The sequence below is a fragment of the Paraburkholderia caffeinilytica genome (genome assembly GCF_003368325.1).
GTDB classification, from domain to species: Bacteria; Pseudomonadota; Gammaproteobacteria; order Burkholderiales; family Burkholderiaceae; genus Paraburkholderia; species Paraburkholderia caffeinilytica.
The window spans coordinates 1,426,367-1,442,033 of the sequence record NZ_CP031467.1 but is presented as its reverse complement, the minus strand read 5'-3'; the positions used below and the strand labels follow the sequence as shown (position 1 = coordinate 1,442,033).

General features: G+C 65.2%; 14 protein-coding genes. 9 read left to right on the top strand and 5 right to left on the bottom strand.

The window, feature by feature from the left end; genetic code table 11:
• Window positions 1-95: 95 nt before the first annotated feature.
• On the top strand, window positions 96-1,292 hold the full coding sequence (locus DSC91_RS22485) for a 5-(carboxyamino)imidazole ribonucleotide synthase (protein ID WP_115780936.1): 1,197 nt from the start codon (window positions 96-98) through the stop codon (window positions 1,290-1,292).
• Between the two features lie 10 nt (window positions 1,293-1,302).
• Window positions 1,303-2,343, top strand: coding sequence for an L-threonylcarbamoyladenylate synthase (locus DSC91_RS22480; RefSeq protein ID WP_115780935.1), 1,041 nt, complete (start codon window positions 1,303-1,305; stop codon window positions 2,341-2,343).
• Between the two features lie 218 nt (window positions 2,344-2,561).
• Here DSC91_RS22480 and DSC91_RS22475 read toward each other — a convergent pair whose 3' ends face one another.
• The 3 genes from DSC91_RS22475 to dacB all read right to left on the bottom strand — a co-directional run bounded on the left by DSC91_RS22475 (window position 2,562) and on the right by dacB (window position 6,726).
• Window positions 2,562-3,809 (bottom strand): SGNH/GDSL hydrolase family protein, encoded by a 1,248-nt coding sequence (locus DSC91_RS22475; protein ID WP_115780934.1) that lies wholly within the window; start codon window positions 3,807-3,809, stop codon window positions 2,562-2,564.
• 96 nt (window positions 3,810-3,905) lie between these two features.
• Window positions 3,906-4,868 (bottom strand): sterol desaturase family protein, encoded by a 963-nt coding sequence (locus tag DSC91_RS22470; RefSeq protein ID WP_115780933.1) that lies wholly within the window; start codon window positions 4,866-4,868, stop codon window positions 3,906-3,908.
• A 196-nt stretch (window positions 4,869-5,064) separates the two neighbouring features.
• Window positions 5,065-6,726, bottom strand: a complete 1,662-nt coding sequence (gene dacB, locus DSC91_RS22465) for a D-alanyl-D-alanine carboxypeptidase/D-alanyl-D-alanine endopeptidase (RefSeq protein ID WP_115780932.1) — start codon at window positions 6,724-6,726, stop codon at window positions 5,065-5,067.
• 216 nt (window positions 6,727-6,942) lie between these two features.
• Between dacB and DSC91_RS22460 the strand changes: the two genes are divergently transcribed.
• From DSC91_RS22460 to DSC91_RS22435, 6 genes are all read left to right on the top strand, one after another.
• Window positions 6,943-7,605, top strand: coding sequence for a response regulator (locus DSC91_RS22460; protein WP_115780931.1), 663 nt, complete (start codon window positions 6,943-6,945; stop codon window positions 7,603-7,605).
• A 4-nt stretch (window positions 7,606-7,609) separates the two neighbouring features.
• The gene (locus tag DSC91_RS22455; protein WP_115780930.1) at window positions 7,610-8,911 is read left to right on the top strand and encodes an ATP-binding protein; all 1,302 of its coding nucleotides are present in this window, start codon (window positions 7,610-7,612) and stop codon (window positions 8,909-8,911) included.
• A gap of 168 nt (window positions 8,912-9,079) precedes the next feature.
• A complete protein-coding gene (locus DSC91_RS22450; RefSeq protein ID WP_115780929.1) occupies window positions 9,080-10,588 on the top strand; it encodes a DegQ family serine endoprotease in 1,509 nt (502 codons plus the stop codon).
• Window positions 10,589-10,834: 246 nt separating this feature from the next.
• Window positions 10,835-11,329: a carboxypeptidase regulatory-like domain-containing protein gene (locus DSC91_RS22445; protein WP_115780928.1), complete on the top strand. Its 495-nt coding sequence runs from the start codon at window positions 10,835-10,837 to the stop codon at window positions 11,327-11,329.
• A 206-nt stretch (window positions 11,330-11,535) separates the two neighbouring features.
• Window positions 11,536-11,934, top strand: a complete 399-nt coding sequence (locus tag DSC91_RS22440; protein ID WP_115780927.1) for a DUF427 domain-containing protein — start codon at window positions 11,536-11,538, stop codon at window positions 11,932-11,934.
• Between the two features lie 32 nt (window positions 11,935-11,966).
• Window positions 11,967-12,728, top strand: a complete 762-nt coding sequence (locus tag DSC91_RS22435) for an SRPBCC family protein (RefSeq protein ID WP_115780926.1) — start codon at window positions 11,967-11,969, stop codon at window positions 12,726-12,728.
• Window positions 12,729-12,974: 246 nt separating this feature from the next.
• On the opposite strand, the gene DSC91_RS22430 is transcribed toward DSC91_RS22435, so the two are convergent.
• The gene (locus tag DSC91_RS22430) at window positions 12,975-13,973 is read right to left on the bottom strand and encodes a helix-turn-helix domain-containing protein (protein WP_115780925.1); all 999 of its coding nucleotides are present in this window, start codon (window positions 13,971-13,973) and stop codon (window positions 12,975-12,977) included.
• Window positions 13,974-14,159: 186 nt separating this feature from the next.
• Between DSC91_RS22430 and DSC91_RS22425 the strand changes: the two genes are divergently transcribed.
• Window positions 14,160-14,792 carry a cysteine hydrolase family protein gene (locus DSC91_RS22425; protein ID WP_115780924.1) on the top strand — a complete coding sequence of 211 codons (633 nt, stop codon included), beginning with the start codon at window positions 14,160-14,162 and terminating at the stop codon, window positions 14,790-14,792.
• Window positions 14,793-14,796: 4 nt separating this feature from the next.
• Here the strand turns inward: DSC91_RS22425 and DSC91_RS22420 are convergent, their stop codons facing one another.
• Window positions 14,797-15,474 carry a TetR family transcriptional regulator gene (locus DSC91_RS22420; protein ID WP_115780923.1) on the bottom strand — a complete coding sequence of 226 codons (678 nt, stop codon included), beginning with the start codon at window positions 15,472-15,474 and terminating at the stop codon, window positions 14,797-14,799.
• Window positions 15,475-15,667: the final 193 nt, after the last annotated feature.

Here is a 15,667-nt window from a genome sequence, read left to right as displayed (position 1 = left end):
GCCAAGGCTGATTGCTTTTAGACGTCCCCCGTCCGACCCCCGGCCGGATGCTGCTATTGCGTGATTGCAGCACCCGGCCGCGACCGACCACTAAGATGAACCCAGACAACACACCGGTTTCACCGATTCTGCCCGGCGCATGGCTTGGCATGGTCGGTGGCGGCCAGCTCGGCCGCATGTTCTGCTTTGCCGCTCAGGCGATGGGCTACCGCGTCGCCGTGCTCGACCCGGACGAAACCAGTCCCGCGGGCGCGGTTGCCGATCGCCATATCCGCGCGGCTTACGACGACGAAGCGTCGCTCACCGAACTCGCGCGGCTGTGCGCGGCAGTGTCGACCGAATTCGAGAACGTGCCGGCGGCGAGCCTCGATTTCCTTGCGAAAACCACGTTTGTGAGTCCGGCCGGCCGTTGCGTCGCCGTGGCGCAAGACCGGATCGCCGAGAAGCGTTTTATCGCTTCGTCAGGCGTGACGGTGGCGCCGCACGTGGTGATCGAGTCGTCGGACGCGCTGGCCGCGCTCGACGACGCGACGCTCGAAGCCGTGCTGCCGGGCATTCTCAAGACCGCGCGCATGGGCTATGACGGCAAAGGTCAGATCCGCGTGCGTAACGCCGAGGAAGTGCGCGAGGCACATGCGTCGCTCGCGGGCGTTCCGTGCGTGCTGGAAAAGCGCCTGCCGCTGAAGTTCGAAGTGTCCGCGCTGATCGCGCGCGCCGCGAGCGGCGCTTCGGTGGTGTATCCGCTGGCGCAGAACACCCATCGCGACGGCGTGCTGTCGCACACCATCGTTCCCGCGCCGGATGCAAGCCCGACGCTGGTCGGGCAAGCGCAACAGGCGGCACTGCAGATCGCGGACAAGCTCGGCTATGTCGGCGTGCTGTGCGTCGAGTTCTTCATTCTCGAAGACGGGTCGCTGGTCGCCAACGAAATGGCGCCGCGTCCGCACAACTCCGGCCACTACACCGTCGACGCCTGCGCGACCAGCCAGTTCGAACAGCAGGTCCGCGCGATGACCGGCATGCCGCTCGGCGACACACGCCAGCACTCGCCGGCGGTGATGCTGAACATTCTCGGCGACGTCTGGTTCCCGAGCGGCCCGAAGGGCGCAGCGGTCACGCCGCCCTGGCATGAAGTCGCCGCGATGCCGGCGGCGCGTTTGCATCTGTACGGCAAGGAAGAAGCACGTTGCGGCCGCAAGATGGGGCACGTGAACTTCACGGCTGCAACGCTCGAAGAAGCCCGCACGGCGGCGCGCGATTGCGCGCGGCTCCTGCATATCATCACGAGCTGACGCGAACGCCATGCCGGATCAACAGAAACCCGCCGCGAGCGCCTTGCCTGTAAGCGCCGAGCAGATCGCGCACGCCGCCGCACTGCTCGACGCGGGCGGTCTGGTCGCGTTCCCCACGGAGACGGTCTACGGACTCGGCGGCGACGCCGAAAGTCCTGACGCGGTCGCGCGTATTTACGCGGCGAAGGGCAGGCCGGCGAATCATCCGGTGATCGTGCATCTGGCGCCGCAGGGCGATCCGAACTACTGGGTCGAACATTTGCCGGCGGAGGCACGTCGCCTGATCGATGCGTTCTGGCCGGGGCCGCTCACGTTGATCCTGAAGCGTGCCGAGCGGATTAACGCAGCGGTGAGCGGTGGCCAGGACTCGGTGGGTTTGCGGTGTCCGTCCCATCCGGTCGCGCAAGCCCTGCTCGAGGCGTTCAGTGCATTGCGCGGTGGGCACGGCGGCGTGGCTGCGCCATCGGCGAATCGCTTCGGCCACGTCAGTCCCACCACCGCGCAGCACGTGCGCGACGAGTTTGGCAGCGCGATTCACGTGCTGGACGGCGGCGCGTCGGATGTCGGGATCGAATCCACGATCCTGGATCTGTCACGCGGGTTTCCGGCGTTGTTGAGACCGGGCCGCGTCACGCCGCAGGACATCGCGGATGTACTCGGTGAGGCGCCGAGGTTGCCGGACGGTTCGGATGCGACGGCCCCGCGCGCCTCGGGGACGTTGAAGGCGCACTATGCGCCGCGCACGCCATTGGTCTTGCTGCCTTTTGATGCGTTGCAGCTTCTGCTTGCGGCGCGCCAGGGCGATGAACGCGTGGCCTTGGTGGCGCGGGCTTCTCGCGCCGGGGAGTGGGCCCATGCCGAGGGCGTGCATTTCATTGCCGCGCCTGAAGACCCGCACGTTTATGCGCGCGAGTTATATGGCCTGTTGAGGGCGCTCGACCGCGCGGACGTGAGCCGGATTCTCATCGAGAAGTTGCCGGACACCATCGAGTGGATCGCGGTGAACGACCGGCTAGGCAGGGCCGCGGCGGCTTTTGAAGCGCAAGGTTAAGGTTGGATCGTCTTGCCTGCGTGGCGCCAACGTTGCACGCAGCAGGCGAATAGACATCGAGCGCCGCGCAGGCAAACCGATCACAACACGCTAACGCCGCAGGCACCTGATCCGAAGCGCGGCGCACGCAATAAAAAACGATAAAAAACGCCCGGCTCGATCAGCAAGCCGGGCGTTCGCAGAACAAACACCATCGCCGCTACGCGGCAATCCTCAACTTATTTCCCCAACCCGGTGGCGGCGACCTGCTGCTGAACGAACTGCGCGAACAAGGCGTGCAGGTGCGTGCTCGGGTGGACCAGGTCCGCGAACATATAGGTCTGGTCGGCGCCAGCCACCGTGTAGGTCTGCGGTGAGCAGAACAGCGACGAGCCGAACTGGGCGCCGTACTGGGCTGCGGTCAGTCCGTTCGTTGCGCTCGGATTGGCGGTGGCGTACGCGGTTGCGTTGGCCACCATCGACGTCAGGTTACAGCCCGTACCTGTGTTGGACACCGTAAAGCCCAGCGCCTGGAAGTTCGGCAACTGCTGATCGATCCACGTGAACGCATCGACCACGATGACCTTGCCCGTGCCCAGCAGGCCAAGGGTCGTCAGGCTCTGGACCAGGATGCCGTTATACGCCGCGGTAATCCCCGACAGGAGTGCAGCTGCGCCAGGCGAGGCTGCGTTGGCCGTGACGCCTTGCGGCGTGTTGCCGATGTCCGGCACCGTCGACACCACCACGTGAGTCGCACCCGAGTTGACGATGGTCTGGATTTGCGCGGCGAGCTGCGTGGCGGCTGTCGCGACCTGCGGGTCGGCCAGTTGCTGCAGGTAGCCGGCGATGAACTCGACCTGACCTGCCTGCGTGTTCGGCAGCTTGCCGGCCTGCACGAGCAGCGGGTATTGCGTCTGCAGGGCGGTGGCGAGCGCCGTCAGATTGGCGGTGGTCGAGAACTGGAAGATGTCGTTCGCGCCGCCGTTCACCAGCACGAGCTGGTTCGAGTTGAAGCTCGTATGCGCGCCCAGGTAGTTTGCCACCTGGGTCACCACCGGCACGGTTGTCGCCGCCATGCTGTTCGGCGCCCAGCCTTCGCCCTGGGCGTTGACGACGTCCGAGCCGCCTTGCGCGTAGCCGAACCCGCCTGTCGCGACCAGCGGCTGACCAAAGCCGCCCACATACGCGGCGGTCAACGTGCCGCCGTAGTATTCCGCGACCTTCTGGGTCCACACTTCACCCGGGTTCGTCGTGAAGCGGCCGCCGCCGAAGCTGGACTGAATCACGGGCGCGTACGTGCCGACATCCGACAAGCTGTCGCCGAACGACACGACCTGCAATTTCACGCCGCCCGCCGGCGTGCTGCTGCTCGAACTGTTGTTATCGCTGCCGCCCCCGCATGCTGCGAGCAGCGCAAACGCCGCACTGGCAATAGCGATCTGCGTGACGCGCACGAAATTGCGTTGCTTCGATGTTGTTTGTTTCATGTTGGCTGCATCTCCTCGTATGTGTGGCCCTTGTGCCATGTATTGCAGGCAGTCGCCCACCGCGTCGGCGGCATGACGACATGCTTACAGAATCGTCTACGGCCTGCGCGGTGTTTGAAACGCGGCCGTATGGTTTTCTTCAATGCGCCTATCACCGCTAGATGCCGCCGCATCGGCACTCGCGCCGGCGGCGCGGCGCGCGTGATAAGCCGCCGCCCATGCGGGCGGTGCGAACAGCGCGCGCAACTTGTTGCGCCAGCCTCGCACGCTCACGAAATCGGCGGCCATCGACGCCCATTCATGAAACGTCGCCTTCAGCGGGTTATAGGTGTGAAGTGGCTCGACGATGCCGTACACCGGCGCATCGTGCGGATCTTCCTCGACGTAGCTGCCGAACAGGCGATCCCAGATCACCAGCACGCCGGCATAGTTGCGGTCGATATAACGGTCGTTGCGGGCGTGGTGCACACGGTGAATCGACGGCGTGTTGAACACGTATTCGAGCCATCCGAGCTTGCCGCCGAATTTGCCGATTGCCTGGGTGTGCACGAAAAACTGGAAGCCGAGATTGATCAGCACGATCGCGACGATCTGCTTCGGCGGAAAGCCGAACACGGCAAGCGGAATCCAGAACAGCCACATGCCGGCGATTGGATACATCAGGCTCTGCCGGAATGCGGTCGAAAAATTCATTCGCTCCGACGAGTGATGCACGACATGCGCGGCCCACAGCCAGCGCACGCGATGGCTGGAGCGGTGAAACCCGTAATAGAGCAGATCCTGGGCGACGAACAGCACGACGAACGACATCCAGCTTGCCTGCCACGTATAGACGCGATAGCGGTCGTAGAAAAATGCATAGACGGGGATGATCGCGAGCCACGCGAGCTTGTCGGCGGCTTGCTGCATCAGCGCGAGCGCGGCGTTGCAGAGCGTGTCGCGCCAGCTATAGAGCTGCGCGCCGGGGCGCGTACGCCGCAGGTGCCACGCCTCCCAGCCAATGCATGCGAGAAAGACTGGCGCCATGGCGAGCAGCAGCAATTCGGCATCGAATTGCATGGTGTCCTCCTCCGTCGTCCCTTGCCGCTGCGCTTGTTGCAGCGGATGTTGTCGTTATTGTTTGATTGGGCCACGCTTTTCGTAACGGGTGCGCGGCTCATGCGCTACGCGTTACGTTTTACGCGCGCCTCAAACACTGCCCGACAGCGTACACGCTTGGGCGCGTTGAGGCGCGTGGGTTCTATAGAAGGAATCCTCAATGGGTGCCGCGCTTGTGCGGGTTTTTCCTGGGCTTGCCGGCGCGCGGTTCGGCGGCCGGTGCGGAGATCTTCGTGAATCCCTGGGCGGGGCCCTGATACACCCATTCGAGCAAGGCGTCGTGCGCGGCGCGCGCGGCCTCGGAATGCGGGTCGTTGATCAGGCTCACCACCACGTAGCTGTTGCCATCCGACGAGGCCACGTAGCCGGCGATCGCACGCACGTCGCGCAGCGTGCCGGTCTTGATGTGCGCATTGCCGCCCGCGCCCTGGTTGGTCAAGCGATTGCGCATCGTGCCGTCGACGCCCGCAATCGGCAGCGATTCCACGAACACCTGGGCGACCGGGCTCGCATTGGCCCGCTGCAGCAGATCGGCGAGCGAGAGCGCGGTAACGTGCTCGTCGCGGGACAGGCCCGAGCCGTTGTCGAGCGTCAGATATTGCATGTCGACGCTGTCGCGGCGCAGGAATTCCTCGATGGCGCGCGCCGATTTCGCGGGCGTGGCGGGCGCCTTTTCTTCCGTTGCGCCGATCGTCAGGAACAGGTTGCGCGCCATCGTGTTGTTACTGAACTTGTTGATGTCGCGCACGATGTCGGACAGCATCGGCCCCTGGTGCGTCGCGACGAGGCGCGCGCCGACCGGCACCGGGCCTTCGCGGGTCGCGCCGCTGAACGTGCCGCCGGTTTGCTGCCACAGTGCGAGGAATCCGCCCGCGAAGAACGCGGAGTGATCGAGCACCGCGACGTTGATCGTGCGCGGGCCGCAGCGCACGGAGTAATCGCCGTTGAACGATGCCACCACGGTGCCGTTCGGCTGCGGCGTCACGGTGGGCGAGACGGAGGCGGCGTCGCCGCGGCACGGGCCATTGACCGCGTGCATCTGATTGTCGATCTGCAACTGCGAGAGCGCGGGCAAGACGTCGATCGCGACGCTGCCGTCCGGGGAAGGCGTCAGCGTGAACGACAGCGATTTGAAGGCGTACAGCAGCGGATCGGGGCCGACGTTGTACGGCGCGGTGGTGTCGTCGTCGAACGGCGGAAGATCGCGCGTGGAGGCGTCGAAATAGCGTTTGTCGAGCACCAGTGCGCCGTCGATGCCGTTGATCCCCGCCTTGTGGATCTTCTGCACGAGGTCGATCAGTTCTTCGGGCACGAGTTTCGGATCGCCCGTGCCCTGAATGTAAAGATTGCCGTGCAGCACGCCGTTGGCGTCGAGCGTGCCGTCCACATACGCGTTCGTGCGCCAGCGATAGTCCGGGCCGAGGATCGAGAGGCCGGAGTAGGTGGTGACGAGCTTCATCGTCGAGGCGGGCATCATCGGCTTGCCGGCATTCAGCGCGACGATCGGCGTGCGGTCGCCGACTTTCTCGACCACCACGCTGATCGACGACAAGGGCACGTGCGCGCGCTGCAAGCCGATCATCACCGGCTGCGGCAACACCGTGGTGACGTTGACGCTCGGATGCGTGGCCTTGACGCGCGCCTGCGCGGCAAGCGGCAGCGTTGCGCCGCTGCCGAGTGCGGCGCAGGCGAGCAGTAACGTCGCGGTGCGCGACGAGAACCGGCGAGGCAGGGAGTTTGCAGCAGGAGAAGACAGCGGGCGCAGCGCCACACGGCGTGCGAAAGAAGACACAAAAATGGGCAAAAAAGCGTGCGTCATGGACAGGCGAAGAAGCAGGATGTCGGGGCGTGGCGGCGCGCGGCAATCCAGAGTGTGTCGAAGCGTCGCGTGACGCGCGGAAAAGCGCGGTGCGCCGCAAAGCGCCCATTGTAGAGACATGCCGCTGCGCTGCGGTGAAAAAGCGTCGCGCGGCGCGCACCTCGGAGCCGGGCGCTAGAATGCGGCATCGTCAAATGTTTCGGGACCGACCCAACCATGCGCATATTGCTAGTCGAAGACGACCGGATGATCGCGGAAGGCGTGCGCAAGGCGCTACGCGGTGAAGGCTTCGCGGTCGACTGGGTGGAAGACGGCGAAGCGGCGCTCAGCGCCGCGGCCAGCCAACCTTACGATCTGGTGCTGCTCGATCTCGGCCTGCCCAAACGCGACGGGCTCGACGTGCTGCGCACGCTGCGCGCCAAAGGCCAGGCCATTCCGGTGCTGATCGTGACCGCGCGCGACGCGATTGCCGATCGCGTCAAAGGGCTCGACGCCGGCGCGGACGACTACCTCGTCAAACCGTTTGACCTCGACGAGCTCGGCGCCCGCATGCGCGCGCTGATCCGCCGCCAATCGGGCCGCAGCGATTCGACGATTCGCCACGGCAATCTGACGCTCGACCCGGCGTCGCATCAGGTCACGCTCGACGGCGCGCCGGTCGCGTTGTCGGCGCGTGAATTCGCGCTGCTCGAAGCGTTGATCGCACGGCCCGGCGCAGTGCTTTCAAAGAGCCAGCTCGAAGAAAAAATGTACGGCTGGGGTGAGGAAATCGGCAGCAATACGGTCGAGGTCTACATTCACGCCCTGCGCAAGAAGCTCGGCGCGGACCTGATCCGCAACGTGCGCGGTCTTGGTTACATGATCGCGAAGGACGCCTGAGCCGATGCGTTCGATTCGCCGTCAATTGTTGTTCTGGCTGCTGGCGCTGGTGTTGCTCGGCGTCGGCATTGCGGGTTGGCTGATCTACCGGCAAGCGCTTGCCGAAGCCAACGAACTGTTCGATTACCAGTTGGAGCAGATTGCCGCGGCGCTGCCGTCGGAACCGTTCTCCCAGGTGCTCGGCTCGCGCGACACCGGCGACGAAGGCATCGTCCTGCAGATCTGGAATCGCAACGGCGTGCTGATGTACTACTCGCGCCCGCGTGCGCCGCTCGCGCCGCGCGCCGAGATCGGCTTTTCGACCGAGCACACGGAACGCGGCGATTGGCGTGTGTACGGCGCGATCGTCGGCGACAACGTCGTGCAACTGGCGCAACCGGTTTCGGTGCGCAACCGGCTGGCGGCGAATGTCGCGTTGCGAACCCTGTGGCCGCTGATTGTTCTGCTGCCGTTTCTAGGGCTGGCGGTGTGGGTGATCGTCGGGCGCGGGCTGCGGCCGTTGCGGCGCGTGACCAGCGCGCTCGACGCGCGTCACCCCGAGGCGCTCGATCCCTTGCCCGATCAGCGTCTGCCGCTCGAAGTGCAGCCGCTCGTGCGCGCGTTGAACGGCCTGCTCGAGCGGCTCGCCACTGCGCTCGACATTCAGAAAGCATTCGTCGCCGATGCCGCGCACGAATTGCGCACGCCGCTTGCCGCCGTGCAGATCCAGTCGCAACTGGTGGCCCGCGCGAAAGACGACACCACGCGCAGCGAAGCGCTGGCCGACCTGCAGGCAGGCGTCACGCGTGCGACACGTCTCGCCGAGCAATTGCTGGCGCTCGCCCGTTCGGAGCCGGACGGCATCGCGGCGACGAACGCGATCGATCTGCGCGCGCTGCTGCAGGACTGTGTGGTGGCGTACGCGCCGCTTGCGCAGAATCGCGGAGTCGATCTCGGCATCGAGGCGAGCGAACCCGCCACGGTGACCGGCGACACTGACGCGCTGCGCGTCATGTTCAACAACCTCGTTGACAACGCAACCAAATACACGCCGCGAGGCGGCCGCGTCGACGTCAGTCTGCATGTCGACGAAGGGCATCCGGTGGTGCGGATTGCCGACAGCGGGCCGGGCATCGAGCCGGCCGAACGCGAGCGCGTGTTCGATCGCTTCTACCGGGCCGGCGCCGGCGCGAACCGCGTGCGTACCGATGTGGCGGGCAGCGGCCTCGGCCTTGCGATCGTGCGCCGCATCGCCACGCAACACCATGCGGCGGTGAAGCTCGACGAATCCGCGGCGGGTGGTTTACAGGTCGACGTGCGCTTCTGAAGGTGAGGCTTTCTGTTCGTAAAGTGGCTCGAACGTGGCTTAAGCGGGGCTTAAACACGTCTTACGAATGGGCCTGAAGCGATCTGGCGCTGCTTAAGACTCTTTTAAGCGATGCCACGTACGCTTCATCTCATTCCAAAGCCTCTTTCTCCCAGTCAGGAGTACACGATGAACGCGAAAACCTTGTCCCGCAGCGCTGTTGCCGTTGCTGTCGCCGTGGCGCTCTCCGCCGGCTATGTGGCGGGGCATCGCGACGTGCCCGCGCCGCAGGTGATCACGCCGGCGCAGGCCGCGATGATGCCTGCCGAAGCCGCTGCCAAAACCGGCGTCCCCGATTTCTCGGGTCTGGTCGAAACGTACGGCCCGGCAGTCGTCAACATCAGCGCGAAGCACGTGGTCAAGCAGACGGCATTGCGCGGCAACGGCGCCGGCGGCGGCAACCAGTTGCCGATCGACCCGAGCGATCCGTTCTACCAGTTCTACAAGCACTTCTTCGGCGGCATGCCGGGCATGCAGGGCGGCGACGGCGGCGATGGGTCCGATCAGCCGAGCGCGAGCCTCGGCTCGGGTTTCATCGTCAGCAATGACGGCTACATTCTGACCAACGCCCACGTGGTGGACGGCGCGAACGTCGTCACCGTGAAGCTCACCGACAAGCGTGAATTCAGGGCGAAAGTGGTCGGCGCCGACAAGCAGTCCGACGTCGCCGTGCTGAAGATCGACGCGAGCAATCTGCCGACCGTGAAGATCGGCGATCCGCGTCAGAGCAAGGTCGGCCAGTGGGTGGTCGCGATCGGCTCGCCGTACGGTTTCGACAACACGGTGACCTCGGGCATCATCAGCGCGAAGTCGCGTTCGCTGCCGAACGAGAACTACACGCCGTTCATCCAGACCGACGTGCCGGTGAACCCGGGCAACTCCGGTGGACCGCTGTTCAATCTGCAAGGCGAAGTGATCGGCATCAACTCGATGATCTATTCGCAGACGGGCGGCTTCCAGGGCCTTTCGTTCGCGATCCCGATCAATGAAGCGATCAAGGTCAAGGACGATCTCGTCAAGACCGGCCATGTCAGCCGTGGACGTCTCGGCGTCGCGGTGCAGGGCATGAATCAGACGCTGGCCGATTCGTTCGGCATGCAGAAGCCGCAGGGCGCGCTCGTCAGCTCGGTCGATCCGGGCGGCCCGGCGGCCAAGGGCGGCCTGCAACCGGGCGACGTGATTCTCTCGGTGAACGGCGAGCCGGTCGGCGACTCGTCGGATTTGCCGGCGCAGGTGGCGGGTCTGGCGCCGGGCAGCTCGGCCACCGTGCAGGTGTGGCGCGACAAGGCCACCAAGGACCTGAAGGTGACGATCGGTTCGCTGTCCGATGCCAAGGTGGCCTCGGACAAGGCCGATCAGCCGGCGCAGCTGCAAGGCCGTCTCGGCGTGGCGGTGCGGCCGCTGACGCCGGAAGAGAAGAGCGGCGCGTCGGTGTCGCACGGGCTGCTGGTGCAGCAATCGGGCGGTGCGGCTGAGAGCGCCGGCATCCAGCCGGGCGACGTGATCCTGGCGGTCAACGGCCGGCCGGTCACGAGCGTCGATCAGTTGAAGCAGATGATCGCCGGCGCGGGCAACAGCATCGCGTTGCTGATCCAGCGGGACAATGCGCAGATCTTCGTGCCGGTCGATCTCGGCTGAGCGGACATTGATCAGATTGAAGTAAAGCTTGCCGGTCCTTGCACTTACTGCTGACGGACCGGCATTTTTTCATTTGTTTCAAAGCCGTCTCAAAGCTGTAAAGCAGGGCGCTCTGTGCGGCGTGGCGCGGCGCAGCAGCGGTTTCCACAAGACACGAACGGATGGCTGGCACGCCGGTTGCGTCGGCCTTGATATGGACCCTCTGAGGGACTCCGGACGATAAAGGCCTTGAGAAGGAGTGAAGCCATGAAAACCCAACCCAAGCAGCGAAGGATCGTAGCCGCCGCGGTCTGCGCAGCGCTCACCCTTGGTCTGGCGGGCGGCGCGTATGCACAGGCGAGCGACGTAACCGGCGGCACCACCACCGACGAGACCAGCGCGGGCAACGCCAACGGTGGCGGCCTGCCGCAGATCCAGCACCAGGGTGACGTCTCGTTCGTGTCGGGCGGCGTCGGTCTCGACGAATCGAAAGCACTCCAGCAGGCGCAAAGCCAATGGCCGCTGTCGATGCGCTTCACCGGCCCCGGCTCCGATTTTCTTGCCGACGTCCGCGTGCGGATCGTCGACGCGCACGATGGCGATGTGCTGAGCGCCACCTCGCGCGGGCCCTACATGCTGGTGAGATTGCGCCCGGGCCGCTATACCGTGCACGCGCAATACAAGGATAGCGACCAGACCAAGCCGGTGACGATTCCGACCAAGGGTACGGCCAAGGCCGCCTTCTACTGGAATACGCAATAGACCGTAATAAACCGCCATAACCCGCAGTAAGCGGCCCGTCTCCCTGAGCGGCGCCGGGCGAGACGCCCCGGCGACATTCAGGAAGGCCGCGCAATCGGCTGAAGTTTGGCCGATAATGAGGCCACGGGTGCACCCCGTGGCTTTTTTGTTGCATGGCCGCATACCGCGTTGCACACCCGAGTTGTACACGACCACGGAGCCGAGACATGAGCGATGCCTTGACACCTCACGGAAGCCCTGGCTCCGGCGCGAGCACGGGCGGGCACACCATCGCCATCAGCGGCAACAACCATCGGGTGCGCGTGATTCACGGCGGCGTGACGATGGCCGATACCCACGCTTGCCTGACACTCAGCGAAACCGGCCTGCCGGACGTGTTCTATTTCCCGCGCAGCGACGTCAACATGGCTCGCCTCGAACGCTCCACCCATACCTCGCACTGCCCGTTCAAGGGCGATGCCTCGTACTACCATCTGCGCACTGAAGACGGTCTGATCGAAAACGCCGTCTGGAGCTATGAGACGCCGCTCGAGCCGATGGCACGGATAAAAGGGTATCTCGCGTTTTACGCATCGCGCGTCGACCGCATCGATCAGACGTCCTGACCGGCTGTCGCGCGCTCATCGGGGAGGCTGTCATGGAACTGAACGACGCGTTACGGATTCCGCTTGCGCCGTCCGATGTTTGGGAGGCGTTGCAGGACCTCGCCTTGTTGCGTGCCAGCCTCGACAACTGCGAGTCGTTCACGCGGCTTGGAGACGGCGAATATGCGCTCACCATGACCGTGCCGCTCGGGCCGTTGCGTGCGCGTTACGAAGCGCGCGCCCACGTGGCCGGTCAGGATTCCGGGCCGGCTGACGCGCAGCGCCGCACCATCAACTTCAAGGCGCGAGCCGAGGGCATCGGTTCGTTGCGCGGACAGATCGAAGTGAGATTGCGCGCGGAGGATAGCTCGCACGGCATCGGCCGGGAGCGGGGCACGCGGATCGATTACACGATCTGGGCGACTTCGTCCGGACCGCTCGCCGAACTGCCCACGCGCCAGCTCGAAAACGCGCTGCATCAACTGGCCGACGATTTTTTCGACGAGTTCGGCGCGGTCGTTCGCGCCAAGCATGGGCAAGGGCCGAATCGTGCGCGCGGCTCGGCGGGGCGTCGGCAGCACGTGTTTCTGCGGCCGATCACGCTCAGCGGCATCGCGAGGCGCACGCGTGTGGATCATGGCAATGCGCTGCCCGGACGGGCGGCGAGTGCGTCGCATGGGGCGTCTCACGGCGTGTCGCACGGGGTTTCGCATCACGAGCCCAGTCCGCACGTCGTCCCGAACTGGGCGTGGGCGGTGATGATTTTTCTGGTGGCGCTGCTGTTGTACGTGGCGCGCTGGATTGGCGAACAGTGACGAGGCGATTTAATTCGGCCACTGCCACTGCCACTGCCACCGCGACGACATGGCCTGGCTACGACGGTTCGGCGCGCTGCTGTAGCGCGGGCGCGACTACGAAATTTCGGTGAGTCACTACGAACTGTCGTTGGCCACAGGGCGTTGGCGGCCCTGAAGGCTTGATCGGCATTTTTGCCGGTTGTACCCGCGTACCCGCGCTCGCCCTCGCCCGTTCGCCACCCTATCGGACGCTTTCACTTACGCTCACACGCCGCGAAACTCCCGTCGCCACGCGGATGGCGAGATGCGAAACGCTTCCGCGAAATGTTGCCGCAGCGAGGCGGTCGAGCCGAATCCCGCAATCCCCGCAATGGCCTCCACGGACTCATCCGTGCTTTCCAGCAGTTGCTGCGCGCGGGCGAGCCGCTGCGCCAGCAGCCATGCGCCGACGGTCGTGCCGGTGGCGAGCCGGAAGCGCCGCGTAAATGTGCGGCGGCTCATCAACGCGCGCCCGGCGAGGGTGTCGAGCGTATGCGGTGCATCCAGATTCGCGCTCACCCATTCGAGCAGACACGACAGGCGGTCGCCGCGCACGTTCGGCGCGACCGGCTGCTGAATGTATTGCGCCTGGCCTCCCTGCCGATGCGGCGGCACCACCAGCCGGCGCGCGACATAGTTCGCCGCCTGCGCGCCGCACATCTTGCGCAGGACATGCAGGCAGCAGTCGAGGCCGGCGGCGGTGCCGGCCGAGGTCAGCACGTTGCCGTCGTCGACATAGAGCACGTCGGGATCGAGCCGCACGCGCGGATAGCGGCGCGCGAAGTCGTCCGCCCACGCCCAGTGGGTCGACGCCGGCCGGTCGTCGAGAATGCCGGCGGCCGCCAGCACGAACGCGCCCAGGCACAGCCCAACCAGCTGGGCGCCGCGTGCGTGGGCGGCGCGCAGTGCGTCGAGCAGGGCGGCGGGCGGCGTCTCGTTCGGATCGCGCCAGCTCGGCACGATGATCGTGTGCGCGTCGGCAAGCGCTTCGAGCCCATGCGTGACGGCAATCGAGAAACCGACGGTGGTGGTCAGCGTGCCGCGCTCGGCTGCGCAGACGCGGAAGTCGAACACGGGCACGCCGCCGTTGCTGCCGTCCTCGCCGAACACCACGCACGGTACCGAAAGATGGAACGGGCTGATACCGTCGAACGCGACCACCGCGACAATGTGGCGGGGTGCGCCGTCGCGTTCGGCGGTAGAGGAGGTGGGGGTAGCCGTCATTCGCAATCGCCCTGTGGCGGTCAATGCTGATCCGATGATGGCCCGATTCTAGCGAAGATTGTCATTCGGGTCGCTGTCGGCGATGGACTGGCTGACGAACAATGCGGTCATCGCCGCTGCTTGCCGTCGGCCCATTCCGGGCCGCGCAGCGCGAGCCTTAACTGCTCAACCGACAGGAGTCTTGCCATGACCGCACCACGCCGCGCGCTGATCGTCATCGACGTGCAGAACGAATACGTTACCGGCGATCTGCCGATCGAATATCCGGATGTGCAAACCTCGCTCGCCAACATCGGCCGCGCGATGGATGCGGCGCGCGCCGCCGGCGTGCCGGTGGTGGTTGTGCAACATGTCTCGTCGGCCGCCTCGCCGGTGTTCGCGCGCGGCAGCGAAGGCGCCGAGCTGCATCCGGTGGTGGGCGCGCGGGCCCGCGATCACTATCTTGAGAAGTCGCGGGCAAGCGCCTTTGCCGGTACGGATCTCGCCGACTGGCTGGCCGCGCGGCAGATCGACACGCTGACGGTCGTCGGTTACATGACCCACAACTGCGACGCGTCGACGATCAACGAGGCGTGGCATGCGGGGTTTGCCGTCGAGTTTCTGCACGACGCAACCGGCTCGCTGCCCTATGAGAACAGCGCGGGCCTGGCCAGCGCGCAGGAGATTCACCGGGTCTTCAGCGTGGTACTGCAGTCGAACTTCGCGGCGGTGGCGAGTACGGAGCAGTGGATCGCGGCAGTGCGGGGTGGGGCGCCGCTCGAGCGCGGCGATATCTACTCGTCGAATCAGAAGGCGCGGGCGCGCCGGGTTGCCGCGTAAGTACCTAGCTAGCCTGACCGGGCGAACGGGCGGCCGGCGCCGTCCGATTTCCCTTGCGCAGGGCCGGACTTAACAACATGGCATCGAATATCCCGGCGATCATCTGTTCCGCATGCTTGCCGAAATCCGCCGCCTCCGGCAGAAACAGCATGTCGCGCAGCGAGCCGCCGACGAACGCATGCAGCATCGCCGCGGCGATCCTGGTGTCGAGATCGGCCGGCAGTTGCCCTTTGGAGATCGCATTGCGCAGACCGCCTTCGAGCTTCGTCAGCCCTTCGCGCATATTGGTCTGATAGCGGACCATCACCGGCCCCATCTCTTCGACCAGTTCGCACTTCAGAAACAGGATGTCGAACACTCGCCGGCGGCGCGGGTCGTTGGCGGTGTCGCGCAGACAGACCGTGCAGATCTCCACCAGGCGCCCGAGCGGGTCGGGTTCATTGGGGTCTAGCGAAGCGGCCTTGAGTTCGTCCAGCGGCAGCAGCACGCGGTCGAACATTTCGGTAAACAGATCGCTTTTGTGCGCGAAATGCCAATAGATCGCGCCGCGCGTGACGCCGGCGGCCTGCGCGATGTCGGCGAGCGAAGTGCGCGACACGCCCTTCTCGAAGAAAACCTGTTCGGCTGCGTCGAGAATGCTGTTGCGCGTCTCCTGCGCCTCTTCCTTGGTTCTTCTGACCATATTGTCGTGACCTGCCCTGATTGTGGGGTTTTCCCGGGCGCTTTTAAGTACGCTCGATGACAATCTGTCTGCTGTTAAGCAATTTACGAAGCGATCTTGCGGGTCCCCTGCCCACAAAAACGTAAACGCACTTTTACATGCATTCGTGGATGTATATATAATAGCATCCCACGATCGGATAGCCCAAGCCGTG

What these genes read in the sequence shown, in the direction of transcription:
- DSC91_RS22425 (WP_115780924.1), top strand. Translation starts at nt 14,160, where the DNA reads ATGACCGCACCACGCCGCGCGCTGATCGTCATCGACGTGCAGAACGAA.
- DSC91_RS22435 (WP_115780926.1), top strand. Translation starts at nt 11,967, where the DNA reads ATGGAACTGAACGACGCGTTACGGATTCCGCTTGCGCCGTCCGATGTT.
- DSC91_RS22480 (WP_115780935.1), top strand. Translation starts at nt 1,303, where the DNA reads ATGCCGGATCAACAGAAACCCGCCGCGAGCGCCTTGCCTGTAAGCGCC.
- DSC91_RS22475 (WP_115780934.1), bottom strand. Translation starts at nt 3,809, where the DNA reads ATGAAACAAACAACATCGAAGCAACGCAATTTCGTGCGCGTCACGCAG.
- DSC91_RS22470 (WP_115780933.1), bottom strand. Translation starts at nt 4,868, where the DNA reads ATGCAATTCGATGCCGAATTGCTGCTGCTCGCCATGGCGCCAGTCTTT.
- DSC91_RS22430 (WP_115780925.1), bottom strand. Translation starts at nt 13,973, where the DNA reads ATGACGGCTACCCCCACCTCCTCTACCGCCGAACGCGACGGCGCACCC.
- DSC91_RS22420 (WP_115780923.1), bottom strand. Translation starts at nt 15,474, where the DNA reads ATGGTCAGAAGAACCAAGGAAGAGGCGCAGGAGACGCGCAACAGCATT.
- DSC91_RS22440 (WP_115780927.1), top strand. Translation starts at nt 11,536, where the DNA reads ATGAGCGATGCCTTGACACCTCACGGAAGCCCTGGCTCCGGCGCGAGC.
- dacB (WP_115780932.1), bottom strand. Translation starts at nt 6,726, where the DNA reads ATGACGCACGCTTTTTTGCCCATTTTTGTGTCTTCTTTCGCACGCCGT.
- DSC91_RS22450 (WP_115780929.1), top strand. Translation starts at nt 9,080, where the DNA reads ATGAACGCGAAAACCTTGTCCCGCAGCGCTGTTGCCGTTGCTGTCGCC.
- DSC91_RS22455 (WP_115780930.1), top strand. Translation starts at nt 7,610, where the DNA reads ATGCGTTCGATTCGCCGTCAATTGTTGTTCTGGCTGCTGGCGCTGGTG.
- DSC91_RS22460 (WP_115780931.1), top strand. Translation starts at nt 6,943, where the DNA reads ATGCGCATATTGCTAGTCGAAGACGACCGGATGATCGCGGAAGGCGTG.
- DSC91_RS22485 (WP_115780936.1), top strand. Translation starts at nt 96, where the DNA reads ATGAACCCAGACAACACACCGGTTTCACCGATTCTGCCCGGCGCATGG.
- DSC91_RS22445 (WP_115780928.1), top strand. Translation starts at nt 10,835, where the DNA reads ATGAAAACCCAACCCAAGCAGCGAAGGATCGTAGCCGCCGCGGTCTGC.